We start from the raw sequence: 13,662 nt of genomic DNA on the forward strand, positions 1-13,662 counted from the left end.
GTGGGAGCGAGCTTGCTCGCGATGGCGGCGAGTCAGTTGCATTAATATCAACTGACACTCCGCTAATCGCGAGCAAGCTCGCTCCTACAGGTTTCTCGTTGTCAGTTCAGGCTCTCGTCAATCACCAACACCACCTTCCCCGCCACGTTATTGCTCGCCAACTCGGCAAACGCTGCCTCGGCATCCCTGATCGGGAATGTCCTGGCCAGTTGCGCACTCAAGCGCCCCTCGGCGAACAACGGCCACACGTGCAGGCCCAGATCGCTGAACAGATCCGCCTTGAACTGATCATCCCGGCTGCGCAGGGTCGAGCCCAGCAACTGCACGCGCTTGGCCAGCACCTGGGCCAGATCCAGCTTGGCCTCGCGCCCGCCCATCAGACCGATCAACACCCAGCGACCATCCTGAGCCAGCAACTTCAGGTTCAATGCCGCGTAACTGCCACCCACCGGGTCGAGAATCACGTCGAACGGCCCCAGATCGCGCAAGCTCTCCAGATCACCGTTACGCACCACGCCGCCCTGGGCACCGAGCGCTTCGCAGTACGCCAGTCGCTCGGCAGAGCCGACGCTGACCCAGCACGGGTTACCGAAGGCCTTGCACAGCTGAATGGCCGCTGAACCAATGCCACTTGCTCCGGCGTGCAGCAGAACTTTCTGTCCCGGCTTGAGCGCAGCCAGTTGAAACACATTCAGCCAGACTGTTGCATAAACTTCGGGCAATGCCGCCGCTTCGACCAGTGACATTCCGTCGGGAACCGGCAACACATGCCGCCCGTCGACAACCACCTCTTCGGCCATCCCGCCCCCGGCCAGCAAGGCGCAAACACGATCGCCCACCTGCCAGGAGGAGCCCGCGCCAACCTCGCTGATGACCCCCGAGCACTCTAGACCGAGCACCTGGCTGGCCCCTGGCGGTGGCGGATATAGACCGGCTTTCTGCAACAAATCGGCGCGATTGAGGCCCGCTGCCGCCACTCGAATACGAACTTGCCCTACATCGCATGCAGGACTGGGTTCATCAACCCATACCACTTGACCGTCAACGCCTTGCAATGCTTTCACAGTGCCTCCATAGTGAGTCTGGACTGAGCCCGAAGCTATAGCGCCGGGCTTTTTGCATTATGCGACCGGCTCCCAAAGAGCCGGCGACTTCAAAGACGGCCTAATATGCGTTATCAATTGTCCCCGCGTCGAATCAGCATGAAGCATCTGTTCCCCAGCACTGCCCTCGCCTTATTCATCGGTATCGGCTTGCTGCCGATGTCGAGCAATACATTCGCAGCCAATAGCTGGGACAAGCTTCAGCCCGATCGTGACGAAGTGATCGCCAGTCTGAACGTCGTGGAATTGCTCAAACGCCACCACTACAGCAAGCCGCCACTCGATGACGCGCGCTCGGTGATCATCTACGACAGCTACCTCAAGCTGCTGGATCCATCGCGCAGCTATTTCATGGCCAGCGACATTGCCGAATTCGACAAGTGGAAGACGCAGTTCGACGACTTCCTCAAGAGCGGCGACCTGAACGCCGGGTTCACCATCTACAAGCGCTACCTGGACCGCGTAAAGGCGCGCCTGGACTTTGCCCTTGCCGAGCTGAACAAGGGCGTCGACAAGATCGACTTCAACACCAAGGAAACCTTGCTGATCGACCGCAAGGACGCCCCTTGGCTCAAATCCACCGCGGAACTCGACGACCTGTGGCGCAAACGCGTCAAGGACGAGGTCCTGCGCCAGAAGATCGCCGGCAAGGATTCCAAGCAGATCCAGGAAACCCTGACCAAGCGCTACAAGAACCAGCTGGCGCGCCTGGACCAGACCCGCGCGGAAGACATCTTCCAGGCGTACATCAATACCTTCGCCATGTCCTACGACCCGCATACCAACTATCTGTCGCCGGATAACGCGGAAAACTTCGACATCAACATGAGCCTGTCCCTCGAGGGCATCGGCGCCGTGTTGCAGAGCGATAACGACCAGGTGAAAGTCGTGCGTCTGGTGCCGGCAGGTCCGGCGGACAAGACCAAGCAGGTTGCACCGGCCGACAAGATCATCGGCGTTGCCCAGGGCAACAAGGAAATGGTCGACGTGGTGGGCTGGCGCCTGGACGAAGTGGTCAAGCTGATCCGTGGTCCGAAAGGCACCGTGGTGCGCCTGGAAGTGATCCCGGCCAGCAATGCGCCGAACGACCAGACCACCAAGATCGTGCCGATCACCCGTGAAGCGGTGAAGCTCGAAGACCAGGCCGTGAAGAAATCGGTCTTGAACCTGAAGCAGGACGGCAAGGACTACAAGCTCGGCGTCATCGAGATCCCGGCGTTCTATCTGGACTTCAAGGCCTTCCGTGCCGGCGACCCGGATTACAAGAGCACCACCCGCGACGTCAAGAAACTGCTGACTGAACTGCAGAAAGATAAAGTCGACGGTGTGGTCATCGACCTGCGCAACAACGGCGGCGGCTCCTTGCAGGAAGCCACCGAGCTGACCAGCCTGTTCATCGACAAAGGCCCGACCGTGCTCGTGCGTAACGCCGATGGCCGTGTAGACGTGCTGGAAGATGAAAACCCGGGCGCGTTCTACAAAGGCCCGATGGCGTTGCTGGTCAACCGCCTGTCCGCCTCGGCTTCGGAGATTTTTGCCGGCGCCATGCAGGACTACCACCGCGCACTGATCATCGGCGGCCAGACCTTCGGCAAAGGTACCGTGCAGACCATTCAGCCACTCAACCATGGCGAGCTGAAACTGACCCTGGCCAAGTTCTACCGGGTTTCCGGACAGAGCACCCAGCATCAGGGCGTCTTGCCGGACATCGATTACCCGTCGATCATCGACACCAAGGAAATCGGCGAAAGCGCCCTGCCCGAAGCCATGCCGTGGGACACCATCAAGGCGGCGATCAAGCCGTCGCTGGATCCGTTCAAGCCGTACATTTCGCAGCTCAAGTCCGAGCATGACATACGTACAGCCAAGGATGCGGAGTTCGTGTTCATCCGCGACAAGCTGGCCCTGGCGCAGAAACTGATGGCCGAAAAAACCGTCAGCCTCAATGAAGCCGAGCGTCGTGCCCAGCACGCCGACATCGAAGCCAAACAGTTGACCATGGAAAACATCCGTCGCAAGGCCAAGGGCGAAGAACCGCTCAAAGAGCTGAAGAAAGAAGACGAGGATGCCATCGCGGCCGAGGATGACAAGACCAAACCGGAAGACGATGCCTACCTGAGCGAAACCGGGCGGATTCTGCTGGACTACCTGAAACTCAACACTGCAGTGGCGAAGCACTGAGTGTAAACAAACAGCTGATGGCAATTTAATGCTAACGCCCTCCGGGGCGTCATCAAACAGTCATCATTCTGTCGTGAAATATGGGACTGGCGTGCTCCTCGTAGAAAGGGACCACGCCAGTCCTTTTTTTATCGCCAGAGATCGCCATGACCACAACCGAACAGCTGAGTGCATTGAGCTCGATCCTGACTCAAGGCGGTTTGCACAGTTTGTTCCAACCGATCATCAGCCTCTCTGAGCGGCGCATTCTCGGCTACGAAGCCCTCAGTCGCGGCCCGTCCAACAGCCCTCTGCACTCCCCTGTCGCCCTGTTCGCCGTGGCTCGTCAGGCCGGTCGTTTGAGCGAGCTGGAAATTGCCTGCCGCGAAAGCGCTTGCCGGCGCTTCAATGAACAACAACTGCCCGGCCTGTTGTTCCTCAACGTATCCCCGGAATCCCTGCTCGAAGCCGCCCATCAACCGGGACGCACCCTGCAATTGCTGCAGGACTTCGGCATTCCGCCGAGTCAGGTGGTCATCGAGCTCACGGAACAGACGCCAACGGATGATTTCCAGCTGCTGCAAACCGCCCTGCATCATTATCGGGCGATGGGATTTTCGATTGCGCTGGATGATCTGGGGGCGGGTTATTCGAGTTTGCGCTTGTGGTCCGAACTGCGGCCGGATTACGTGAAAATCGACCGGCATTTCATTGATGGCATTCATCAGGATGCGCTCAAGCGCGAGTTCGTCGGCTCGATCCTGCAAATCGCCAAGGCCTCGCGGGCGCAAGTCATTGCCGAAGGTATCGAGTTACCGGAAGAGCTCGCGGTACTGACCGAGATGGGCGTGGATCTGGTCCAGGGCTATCTGCTCTGCCGCCCCCAGGAACACGCGCCACGGGATGCCCGGGCAATGATGCCCCGCCAGGACAGCACCAGCGTTGTACTGAGCGAAGACGGCAGCGACCTCAGCGCACTGCTCAACGAGCAACCCGCCGTGAACCGGGACACCCCGACCGCCACGGTGCTCGAAGCCTTTCGCCGCCAGGCCAACCTGAACTCGCTGGCGGTCCTGGATGCACAGGGTCAGCCATGCGGTATTGTCCATCGACATTCGCTCTCCGATGCCCTGCTCAAGCCCTTTGCCACCGATCTGTTCGCCCGCAAACCCATCAGCCGCCTGATGAACGATGACTTCCTGGCCGTCGAGCTGAGTCAGTCGCTGCAACAAGTCAGCCGCCTGATCACAGGCCGTGCCCGCCAGCGCATCGAAGAAGACTTCATCATCACCCTCAATGGCGGCTATCTCGGGCTCGGCCGCGTAATAGACGTACTCAAACTGATTACCGAACTGAAGATCCAGCAAGCCCGCTACGCCAACCCGCTTACCTTGCTCCCGGGCAACGTACCGATCCAGCAATGCCTGACGCGGTTGCTGCAACAGCAACGGGAATCGGTGATCTGCTACGTGGACATCGACAGCTTCAAACCTTTCAACGACATCTACGGCTATGGCCGCGGCGACGAAGTCCTGTTGTGCCTGGCGCAATGCCTGAACGACCGCGTCGACCCGTCCCGCGACTTCGTCGGCCACATCGGCGGTGATGATTTCCTGCTGGTGCTCGGCCCGGAAGACTGGCGCAAACGCTTGAACCAGCTGCTCGACGACTTCCAGAGCCAATGCCGACGCTTCTACCGCAGCGAGCACCTGGAAGCCGGCTGCTTCATCGCACCGAATCGCCAGGGCGTGCGGCAGGAGTTTGCGCTGTTGTCGCTGTCGATCGGCGTGGTGCATCTTCATCCACAGGCCTGTGGACAACTCGATGCGAGCCAGTTGGCGGAAATGGCGTCACAAGCCAAGCACCATGCGAAGAATGTGCAGGGCTATAGCGTGCATGTGATTGATAGCCTGGTGGGGCAGGAACATGAAGGTGCTTGCCTGATGGGGCAGCGGTGATTGACAGGACGCTTTCGCGAGCAGGCTCGCTCCCACAGAAGAGCAGAGCAAAGGCAGAGCGGCGTACACCTTCGCTCTTCACCACTCATCAGGCCGAGCGTTAGCTCGCCTGCAGCTCTTGATCCACCCGCCCCCTCGGCAGGCTGAGTGGAGGTGTTCATCCGGGGACGGGCGCGCAGCGCCGTTCGATGCAGTCGAACTCATTGCATGTAGGTCGAAGCGAAGCCGACCGGAGGCGATGCCCCCGGCTGAATGCCGGAGCGAAGGAACGCCGAGCCCAGGCGAGGGGCCGTACGTTCGGGGCGAGTGAAGGGATCAACCACATAGGTAACAGAAGAGGTCAGTCACATAGGTAACACCTGATCACTTATTTCTGATTACTTTGAGCGTCAGATAAGCGTCTTTGGCATCCCTTTCATCAACGCGGCCTAATACTACCGGTCCAAAAATGATGTCCCAAACACCCTCACTGACGCTCTCCAACCCAACCGTTTCATGCTTGAGCACGTAGCCGACATAGATTCTAAGCCTACCTTTGTTCACCACGCCGTTGGAGTCCGTCCGGTAAACCTCAACATGGCTTGGGTACCTCATCTCCGGCAGCTTGCCCGGATAAGGTCGTGAAGAGCTTGTGTAGCAAGAGCCGGGGGTTTTCTGCCCCAGCGCCTCATGAAGACGCTCATGATTGTAGTGCTGCATGAACAGATCGAAATGTTTCTGCTGGGCTCCCCACTCAATTTCCGGCGGCCTTGGCAACGTACTTTTCAGCGTGCGGTGCATGCGCTCATGCCGTCCGTTTTGCTCTGGTCGACCAGGTTGAATCCTTTCGTGAATGATGCCCAGACGGGCCCACCAGATGGACAACTGCGATAACCCGGCACGCCCACCGCTGGCAAAAGGGACACCGTTGTCGGTACGGATCCGCTCGGGCATTCCATGCATCTTAAATAGCCGCTCGAAGGTTGCCTTGGCGTCCTTGAAAGTCGTGCTGGGCATGCTTTCACACGCCAGTAGAAAGCGACTGGCGTGATCCATCACTGTCAGGGGGTAACACCAGACACCGTCTCCCGTCAGGTATTGGCCTTTGTAATCGGCGCTCCAGAGCTGGTTGGGAAGATCGGCTTTCTGAAGTGGCTTGGGATAGATGGCGACACGCTGACGTAAACGCCGTGGGGGCACCAGACCCGCCTTTTTAAGCACGTTGTAGATCGTGGTTTTCGAGGGCGGAGACTGATCTGGAAACCGTTCACTCAGGGCTGTCTGAATCTTCTTCGGGCCCGGTGTGGTTTGCCCTTGGCCGCGCAGCTCAAGAATGGCCTCCTTGACCGCAAACGGCACGGCCTGAGCCTGGGAGTGTCGCTTGCGACTGCACTCCGCCAAGCCATTAATGCTGTCCGCGTTGTAGCGGGCCACCCACTTGTAACCAGTCTTGCGACTGATGCTGTGAGCCGCACAGAGTTGACTGAAATTGAGTCGACCAGACAAATAATCGGCAATGAACATCACTTTCAGGTCCATAGGTTTCAGCTCTCGCCACGGCATGGTCAGATCCTCGGAATCGACCAGTGCCAGTTAAAAACTGTTACCTATGTGCTTGAACTGTTTTGTTACCTATGTGGGTGAGTCATACCGCGAGCGTTTTTTGCTTACTTTTTTAGGCGCTTGTAAAAAAGTGAGTCGCCGTAAGGGCGAAACCATAAGTCGCCGTTACCGAAAAAACGGATATGTACACAGTCAACAAAAGACAGGTCGCCTTGCAGACAGGCGCAGGACAATTCCCCAAATAGCCATCCCCCGCCAGCCCAGGGTTATAGCTCAGACTCGCGAGACGCCAACTCTTGCAACTTGATCGGCGCCAACGGATGCCCGGCCTTGGCAGCCATCGCCCAAAACCGAGCCGCTTCAAGCGGATCCGGCGCCTTGCTCGCCGTCCCGGCCAAACAGATCACGCCCACCTGATACGCCGCCTTGCCATCGCCCGCCAATGCCGCCAGGCGCAACAAACGCACGCCCTCCTCACGAGCGCCGAGGCCGACACCGCGAAACGTCAGGATGTGCCCATAGAAGCTCTGGGCGCCGACGTCGCCCAGGTTGGCCATGCGTGCAAACTGGCCTTCGAGCCAGCGCCAGCCCTGCGGCTGGCGAACAAACCACGACCAGTGAAACAACCGGCGCGCGAGCCAGTACCCGGCTCGCGCCTTGAGTTGCAAAAACATTCAAGCCTCGGCCGATTCCGGGTATTCGTACTCGAACACCCGCACCACTTCCGAAGCGTGCCAGGACGCGGCGGCAACGCCGTCCGACGGCCCGGAAAAACGCCCGAGACGCTCGACACACTCAAAGAATCCGGTGCGCGGCAAACGGCTGGCACCCTGGCTGATCACCAGTGAACTGCGCAATGGCTGCTCCGCCTTGGCGTCCAGAGCCGCCAGATGCTCAAGGGCCGCCGTCAGGGTCTGCATGGCCGGGGTCGGCAGCTGCAAACGCTCCAGCAATGCCCGATACGTCAACAGATGGCGCTGGCGTCGCGCCTGATCCAGTTCGCCCAGCAATCCGTCCCAGTGTTGACGACTGATGCGTACACTCACGATTCATCCCTCCACCCTGGCACCGTCAATTCCCAAGCCAGGCTGCGGCGAATCGCGGCGTCGGGCAGACGCTCGCCACTTTCGATCATGGCCAGGTAAGACGGGCTGATGCCTACCGTGCGGGCCAGCGCCTCGATGGCGATGCCCTTCCCCTCGCGCAAACTGCGTAGTTGATCCAGACCCGGAAGAATCGCGTCTGGTGTCGCCGCCTGAGGCTTCGTGGCTTGAGGCGACGCTTGCTCCTTGATGCCCGCTGCTTTTAATAACGCCTGATATTGAGCCCATGGCAGAACCGCATACTCGGGCTCGCCTTCGCGTGTAATTATCTGAATATCCATCACTACCCCGTAGGACAACAACACTTAGCGAGTCGGCACTTTTCCCTAGAAGTGTAATCCTAACAGCGGCCAAGGTCGCGGGGGGCATCAATCTATGAACTCGTGGAAATCGACTCAGCGTTTTTTCGGGCCTTGCAGTTGAAGTTGCTCGGGGGTATCGGGCAGGCGCTCAACCACCACGAGCTTCTCCGGCACCTGCCGTTTGCGCCAGGCACGGAAGGCATTGAGCTCGTCGTCGAGCACTTTCATCAGCCACGCCAGGACTGCGATGTCATCGAACATGCCGAACACCGGAATGAAATCCGGGATCGCATCCACCGGGCTGAGGAAGTACATCAGGCCCGCGACAACCGACACCAGCGCCTTGGGACTGATGGCTCGATACTCGCCACGCCAGTAGGCCAGGCAGAGTGCCTGCAACAGCTTCAGGTCGTCCTTGATCTTGCCTAGTCGATTGCCCTGGCTTGCGCCTTTACTGGCGACCGCGAACAACAGGGTCGGCAATCGACCGCGTGCCAGCAGACGTCCGGCCAGTGGCAGGAAACGAGCGAAATTCCAGGGTGCTTTCATCATTCCTCCCGTTGAAATGTTATCCACACAAATTGTGGATAACCTTGTGAACAGAGCTACTTTTCATCGCTGTAAGCCCCGTTTTACAAGGCCCGCGTTCAGATCGGGCGTTTTTTACTCATCAAAAAAAACCCATAATTTCATTGACTTGGCGGCCTTGTGCGTCTACCGCCGACACTACTATGCCTAAGACTCCGGCCTAGAGCGTCTGTTCGTTTTGTTTACCCCTGCCGAACGCCAGATGCAACAACGCCCCGCATGAGCGAGGCGTTGTTGTCGAAGCAGGCGCTGGTTACTTGGCAGCGGCGTCTTCTTTTGCCGGGTCCTTGATGGCCAGCAGTTCCAGGTCGAATACCAGTACCGAGTTGGCCGGAATCGCCGGGCTCGGGCTTTGAGCACCGTAAGCCAGGTCAGCAGGGATGTACAGCTTGTACTTCTCGCCAACGTGCATCAGTTGCAGGCCTTCGACCCAACCCGGGATCACACCGCTGACCGGCAGATCGATCGGGCTGCCGCGCTCGACGGAACTGTCGAATACGGTGCCGTTGGTCAGCTTGCCGGTGTAGTGAACGGTCACTACATCAGTCGGCTTTGGCTGAGGACCATCGGCTTTCTGCACGACTTCGTACTGCAAGCCCGAAGCGGTGGTCGTCACGCCGGCTTTCTTGCCGTTTTCCTCGAGGAATTTCTTGCCGGCAGCGGCCGACTCTTCGCTCATCTTGGCCATGCGCTCTTCGGCACGCTTTTGCAGTGCGGCGAACGCCTCGACCAGCTCTTCGTCCTTGAGCTTCTGCTCTTTCTTGCCGACGGCGTCTTCGATGCCCTGGGCTACAGCTTTGGAATCCAGGTCATCCATACCTTCTTGAGCCAGGCTCTTGCCCATGTTCAGGCCAATGCCGTAGGAAGCTTTTTGCGCCGGAGTTTTCAGCTCTACGCTGGTCTGCGAATCACAACCCGCGAGTACCAGGCTAACCAGGGCCACCGCCGCCGCCAACCGATGCTGTTTCATGCTATTTCCTTGTTCATGCGCCTAAAGGGCAATCGAGTAAAGCCGCGAGCTTATCAGGCCGCCACGACCAATGGCTACCGGCATGAGAGCCGGAATCAATTGATAAGTTCAGGTGTTTAAACGCTTTTCACAATTCGGGCGATGAAGCTTCTTTCATCTTGCTCCGACAGAGGCTGATTCCTGAACCTGCAATCTGGCGTAATGGCCTCTTGCCGTACCTTGGGCACTCGGGCATAACCGCATGATAGTTCGACAAGGATGTTTATCTTGCGCCTCTTCCTACGCTTGCTGGTTCTCATCGCAGCCCTGCTCGGGCTGGCCCTGGCCGTGGTTCTTTATTACGTCGCCAACCCGAAACTGCCGGCCTGGTCGCCTGCTGAACAGGTGCATTATCTGGAGCAATGGAGCGCCGTCGACCGAGAGACTTATTACTTCACCCCCCAGGGCACCCAGGTCAAAGGCTTGCGCTATGACTGGTTCACCGCCCTCGAACTGCCCTTCTCGCAGCAACGCTTCGCCGCCCCCGAATACCTCGCGCGCTTCGGTTTTCTGGTGGACCCCGGCCAGAAGCCCACACCGAACAACCCCGGCAACCTCCCCGCAGGCTTTACCCGGCATCAGAATGTCGGCAGCCCGGATGTGTTTCTGGATATCACCTGTGCGGCCTGCCACACCGGTGAACTGCGCTTCAGGGGGCAAGCCGTGCGTATCGACGGCGGTTCGGCGCAGCATGTGCTGCCGTCCAGCGTTCCTACGCTCAAAGGGGGCAGTTTCGGACAAGCGCTGGTCGCCAGCCTGGTCTCGACCTACTACAACCCGTGGAAATTCGAACGTTTCGCACGCAACGTACTGGGCCAAGACTACGAGACGCGCCACAAGCAACTGCGCAAAGAATTCAAGACTTCACTGGATACATTCCTCAAAGTGGCCTGGAACGACACCCATCGCGGGCTCTATCCCACCGAGGAAGGCCCGGGGCGCACCGATGCCTTCGGGCGCATTGCCAACGCCAGCTTCGGTGACGCGATTTCCCCCGACAACTACCGCGTGGCCAATGCTCCGGTCGATTATCCACAGTTGTGGGACATGTGGACGTTCGAATGGGTGCAGTGGAACGGCTCGGCGAAACAACCGATGGCCCGCAACATCGGCGAGGCGCTGGGCGTCGGTGCCACGCTGAACTTCTTCGACCAGAACGGCCAGCCGCTGATGGGCGATGCCCGCTATCCCTCCAGCGTCCATGTGCGCGACCTGCACCTGATCGAAGAAACCCTGCAACGGCTCTCGCCACCGGCCTGGCCGGAAGACCTGCTGGGCGCGATCGACAAGCCGCTGGCCGCCAAGGGGCGCACCCTGTTCGCGGAAAACTGCGCGGGCTGTCATGTACCGCGTACCACCCAGGGCGAGGGACGATACGTTCAGCACCTGAAAATGCTCCCGGTGGATGACATCGGCACAGACCCGGGCGCGGCCAACAACATCGCCGACCATCGCTTCGACCTGACAGCACTGCAATGGAAGCAGGCGGAACTGGAAAAACTGGATGTAGAGCCAAAACCCACCGAACTACTGGACCTGAGCAAGATGTCCGTGGCCACGGGGCTGGCCTATGTCACTGCATTTGTCCGCGACCGCGCCTATCAGGACGCCAGTGTCACCCCCGCCGAGCGCCCGGAAATGGACGGCTTCGGCCTGCCAATCGGTGTGCGCGAATTACGTTCGTACAAGGCCCGGCCGTTGGCGGGTGTATGGGCAACGGCGCCGTTTCTGCACAACGGTTCGGTACCGAGCATTTATCAATTGCTGTCGCCTCAGGATGAGCGTGCAACCACGTTCTACAAAGGCACTTTCGAATATGACCCGGGACACCTGGGTTACCGCACCGAAGCCTTTACCAACGGTTTTCTGTTCGACACGCGAATCACCGGCAACCACAACAGTGGTCATGAATTCCGTGCCGGCAAACTCGGCAATGGCGTGATCGGCCGCTGGTTGCAGCCACAGGAGCGTTGGGCACTGCTGGAATATCTGAAAGTGCTGGGCGGCCCGCTGGAAGCGCAATTGCCATGACCACGGACTCAGCCAAAAGGACGCTCTCATGCTGATTACACTCTGGCTGCGCCTGGGCGCCTTCCTCGGCAAGCTGTTGCTGTGGCTGCTGGTTCTCGGCGTGCTTGGCTGGGCATTGGCCACCGCCTGGTTTGCCTGGCAGCAGCGCGGACCGGTCTCGGCGCAGGAGTCGATTGCGGACGGTGAAGCCGCGATGACCCGGGACATCATCCAGACCGCCGTGCGCATCGTCGATCAGCACCGCGAAAGCACCCGCTACCTGCGCGATGCCCATGCCAAGGCCCACGGCTGCATCAAAGCCGAAGTCCAGGTGTTGCCGGAACTGGCCAGCGAATTGCGCCAGGGCGTGTTCAGCGAGCCGGGCAAAACCTGGCAAGCGACGATGCGCCTGTCCAATGGCAACGCCTACCCGCAGTTCGACAGCATCCGCGACGCCCGGGGCATGGCGATCAAGCTGTTCGATGTTCCGGGCAAACAACTATTGAGCGATCAGCCAGGGCGAAGTGAACAGGACTTTGTGATGTTCAGCCATCCGAACTTTTTTGTAAGTAACGTGGCCGAATACCGTCAGAATGTCGCTGCCCAGGCCGAGGGTAAAAAAATGATGGCGTTCTTTCCGGGGTGGGACCCGCGTTCGTGGCAGGTTCGCCACCTGTTTATTGCCCTGGCGACACTGTCCCCTGCGCCATCGAGCCCAACCCGGACGACGTATTTTTCGGTTTCACCCTACAAATTCGGTGAAGCCAATGCCAAGTTCCGGGTCATGCCCGATCCAGGCAGTTGCCCGGCCTACAACCTGCCGGAACAAAACCGCAGGTTGCCGAACTTCCTGCGCAATGCGCTGAATCAACAGTTGTCGACCGATCGGGTGCCCGCGTGTTTCGTCTTGCAAATCCAGCGACAGGACGCCAACAAGTACATGCCGATTGAAGACACCAGCATTGAATGGCGCGAAAGCGATGCGCCCTTCGAGACGGTGGCGCAGATCAAGGTGCCGGCGCAGGACTTCGATACACCGGCACTGAACCTGCAATGCGACAACCAGTCATTTAATCCCTGGTTCGGTATCGAGGCACACCGCCCTATCGGCGGCATCAATCGCCTGCGCAAAGCCGTTTATGAAGCTGTCAGCGACTACCGGCACAGCCGAAACGCCGAGCAATAACCGGGCAGACACAAAAAAAGCGATCCCGGGATCGCTTTCAGGACTGGCCAAATGCCAGAAAGCAAAAAGCCCGCACAAGGCGGGCTTTCTGTGGTGACCTAGCGTTCAGTGTTCCAGGTTACCGAATATGGCGCAGCGGACGGGACTCGAACCCGCGACCCCCGGCGTGACAGGCCGGTATTCTAACCGACTGAACTACCGCTGCGCGAAACGCTTGAAACGAATGGTGGGTGATGACGGGATCGAACCGCCGACATTCTGCTTGTAAGGCAGACGCTCTCCCAGCTGAGCTAATCACCCTTCGCTTCGTTACGGGACGCATTATGCCACAAGTTTTCGTAAAGTGTTGATTTAATTGAAGTTTTTTTTCAAATAAATCCGAAAACCGGTAAAACGACACGTCCCGCGGGTACAACGTACAAACTTGAGGCAGAAAAAAACCCGCTATTGCGGGTTTTTCCGTGGTGACCTGGCGTTCAGTGGTCCAGGTTACCGAATATGGCGCAGCGGACGGGACTCGAACCCGCGACCCCCGGCGTGACAGGCCGGTATTCTAACCGACTGAACTACCGCTGCGCTAAACACATGAAACGAATGGTGGGTGATGACGGGATCGAACCGCCGACATTCTGCTTGTAAGGCAGACGCTCTCCCAGCTGAGCTAATCACCCTTCGCTTCGGTGTGGCGCGCATTCTACGGA

11 protein-coding genes and 4 tRNA genes are annotated in these 13,662 nt (G+C 58.9%); 4 read left to right on the forward strand and 11 right to left on the reverse strand.

Going from position 1 to position 13,662, the window contains the following annotated elements; translation table 11 throughout:
- Positions 1 to 101: 101 nt before the first annotated feature.
- On the reverse strand, positions 102 to 1,064 hold the full coding sequence (locus CD175_RS17385; RefSeq protein ID WP_104449827.1) for a zinc-binding dehydrogenase: 963 nt from the start codon (positions 1,062 to 1,064) through the stop codon (positions 102 to 104).
- Between the two features lie 138 nt (positions 1,065 to 1,202).
- On the opposite strand from CD175_RS17385, the gene CD175_RS17390 reads away from it, so the two are divergent.
- Together CD175_RS17390 and CD175_RS17395 are read left to right on the forward strand one after the other, a co-directional pair.
- On the forward strand, positions 1,203 to 3,284 hold the full coding sequence (locus CD175_RS17390) for a carboxy terminal-processing peptidase (protein ID WP_167399535.1): 2,082 nt from the start codon (positions 1,203 to 1,205) through the stop codon (positions 3,282 to 3,284).
- A gap of 146 nt (positions 3,285 to 3,430) precedes the next feature.
- Positions 3,431 to 5,221 carry a bifunctional diguanylate cyclase/phosphodiesterase gene (locus CD175_RS17395; protein ID WP_104449829.1) on the forward strand — a complete coding sequence of 597 codons (1,791 nt, stop codon included), beginning with the start codon at positions 3,431 to 3,433 and terminating at the stop codon, positions 5,219 to 5,221.
- Positions 5,222 to 5,584: 363 nt separating this feature from the next.
- Here the strand turns inward: CD175_RS17395 and CD175_RS17405 are convergent, their stop codons facing one another.
- The 6 genes from CD175_RS17405 to CD175_RS17430 form a co-directional block, all read right to left on the reverse strand.
- The gene (locus CD175_RS17405) at positions 5,585 to 6,763 is read right to left on the reverse strand and encodes an integrase core domain-containing protein (RefSeq protein WP_104447355.1); all 1,179 of its coding nucleotides are present in this window, start codon (positions 6,761 to 6,763) and stop codon (positions 5,585 to 5,587) included.
- Positions 6,764 to 7,029: 266 nt separating this feature from the next.
- Positions 7,030 to 7,437 (reverse strand): SEL1-like repeat protein, encoded by a 408-nt coding sequence (locus CD175_RS17410; RefSeq protein WP_104449830.1) that lies wholly within the window; start codon positions 7,435 to 7,437, stop codon positions 7,030 to 7,032.
- A complete protein-coding gene (locus CD175_RS17415; RefSeq protein ID WP_003223109.1) occupies positions 7,438 to 7,809 on the reverse strand; it encodes a hypothetical protein in 372 nt (123 codons plus the stop codon).
- The gene (locus CD175_RS17420) at positions 7,806 to 8,147 is read right to left on the reverse strand and encodes a helix-turn-helix domain-containing protein (protein ID WP_007974980.1); all 342 of its coding nucleotides are present in this window, start codon (positions 8,145 to 8,147) and stop codon (positions 7,806 to 7,808) included. Before CD175_RS17420 ends, CD175_RS17415 begins: the two co-directional genes overlap by 4 nt.
- 114 nt (positions 8,148 to 8,261) lie before the next feature.
- On the reverse strand, positions 8,262 to 8,717 hold the full coding sequence (locus CD175_RS17425; RefSeq protein ID WP_104449831.1) for a YkvA family protein: 456 nt from the start codon (positions 8,715 to 8,717) through the stop codon (positions 8,262 to 8,264).
- Positions 8,718 to 9,009: 292 nt separating this feature from the next.
- Positions 9,010 to 9,726 carry a BamJ family beta-barrel-assembly machinery protein gene (locus CD175_RS17430; protein WP_008017718.1) on the reverse strand — a complete coding sequence of 239 codons (717 nt, stop codon included), beginning with the start codon at positions 9,724 to 9,726 and terminating at the stop codon, positions 9,010 to 9,012.
- Positions 9,727 to 9,993: 267 nt separating this feature from the next.
- On the opposite strand from CD175_RS17430, the gene CD175_RS17435 reads away from it, so the two are divergent.
- Together CD175_RS17435 and CD175_RS17440 are read left to right on the forward strand one after the other, a co-directional pair.
- Entirely contained in the window at positions 9,994 to 11,796 is a 1,803-nt protein-coding gene (locus tag CD175_RS17435) for a di-heme-cytochrome C peroxidase (protein ID WP_104449971.1), read from the forward strand.
- 28 nt (positions 11,797 to 11,824) lie between these two features.
- Positions 11,825 to 12,961, forward strand: a complete 1,137-nt coding sequence (locus CD175_RS17440) for a catalase family protein (protein ID WP_104449832.1) — start codon at positions 11,825 to 11,827, stop codon at positions 12,959 to 12,961.
- A 128-nt stretch (positions 12,962 to 13,089) separates the two neighbouring features.
- Here the strand turns inward: CD175_RS17440 and CD175_RS17445 are convergent.
- The 4 genes from CD175_RS17445 to CD175_RS17460 all read right to left on the reverse strand — a co-directional run bounded on the left by CD175_RS17445 (position 13,090) and on the right by CD175_RS17460 (position 13,632).
- Positions 13,090 to 13,166, reverse strand: a tRNA-Asp gene (locus CD175_RS17445).
- A 19-nt stretch (positions 13,167 to 13,185) separates the two neighbouring features.
- Positions 13,186 to 13,261 (reverse strand) — tRNA-Val (locus CD175_RS17450).
- A 199-nt stretch (positions 13,262 to 13,460) separates the two neighbouring features.
- Positions 13,461 to 13,537 (reverse strand) — tRNA-Asp (locus CD175_RS17455).
- A 19-nt stretch (positions 13,538 to 13,556) separates the two neighbouring features.
- Positions 13,557 to 13,632: transfer RNA gene (locus tag CD175_RS17460), tRNA-Val, on the reverse strand.
- Between the last annotated feature and the right edge of the window lie 30 nt (positions 13,633 to 13,662).

The organism is Pseudomonas laurylsulfatiphila, from assembly GCF_002934665.1.
Lineage (GTDB): Bacteria > Pseudomonadota > Gammaproteobacteria > Pseudomonadales > Pseudomonadaceae > Aquipseudomonas > Aquipseudomonas laurylsulfatiphila.

What these genes read in the sequence shown, in the direction of transcription:
- CD175_RS17390 (WP_167399535.1), top strand. Translation starts at nt 1,203, where the DNA reads ATGAAGCATCTGTTCCCCAGCACTGCCCTCGCCTTATTCATCGGTATC.
- CD175_RS17395 (WP_104449829.1), top strand. Translation starts at nt 3,431, where the DNA reads ATGACCACAACCGAACAGCTGAGTGCATTGAGCTCGATCCTGACTCAA.
- CD175_RS17405 (WP_104447355.1), bottom strand. Translation starts at nt 6,763, where the DNA reads ATGCCGTGGCGAGAGCTGAAACCTATGGACCTGAAAGTGATGTTCATT.
- CD175_RS17410 (WP_104449830.1), bottom strand. Translation starts at nt 7,437, where the DNA reads ATGTTTTTGCAACTCAAGGCGCGAGCCGGGTACTGGCTCGCGCGCCGG.
- CD175_RS17420 (WP_007974980.1), bottom strand. Translation starts at nt 8,147, where the DNA reads ATGGATATTCAGATAATTACACGCGAAGGCGAGCCCGAGTATGCGGTT.
- CD175_RS17425 (WP_104449831.1), bottom strand. Translation starts at nt 8,717, where the DNA reads ATGAAAGCACCCTGGAATTTCGCTCGTTTCCTGCCACTGGCCGGACGT.
- CD175_RS17430 (WP_008017718.1), bottom strand. Translation starts at nt 9,726, where the DNA reads ATGAAACAGCATCGGTTGGCGGCGGCGGTGGCCCTGGTTAGCCTGGTA.
- CD175_RS17440 (WP_104449832.1), top strand. Translation starts at nt 11,825, where the DNA reads ATGCTGATTACACTCTGGCTGCGCCTGGGCGCCTTCCTCGGCAAGCTG.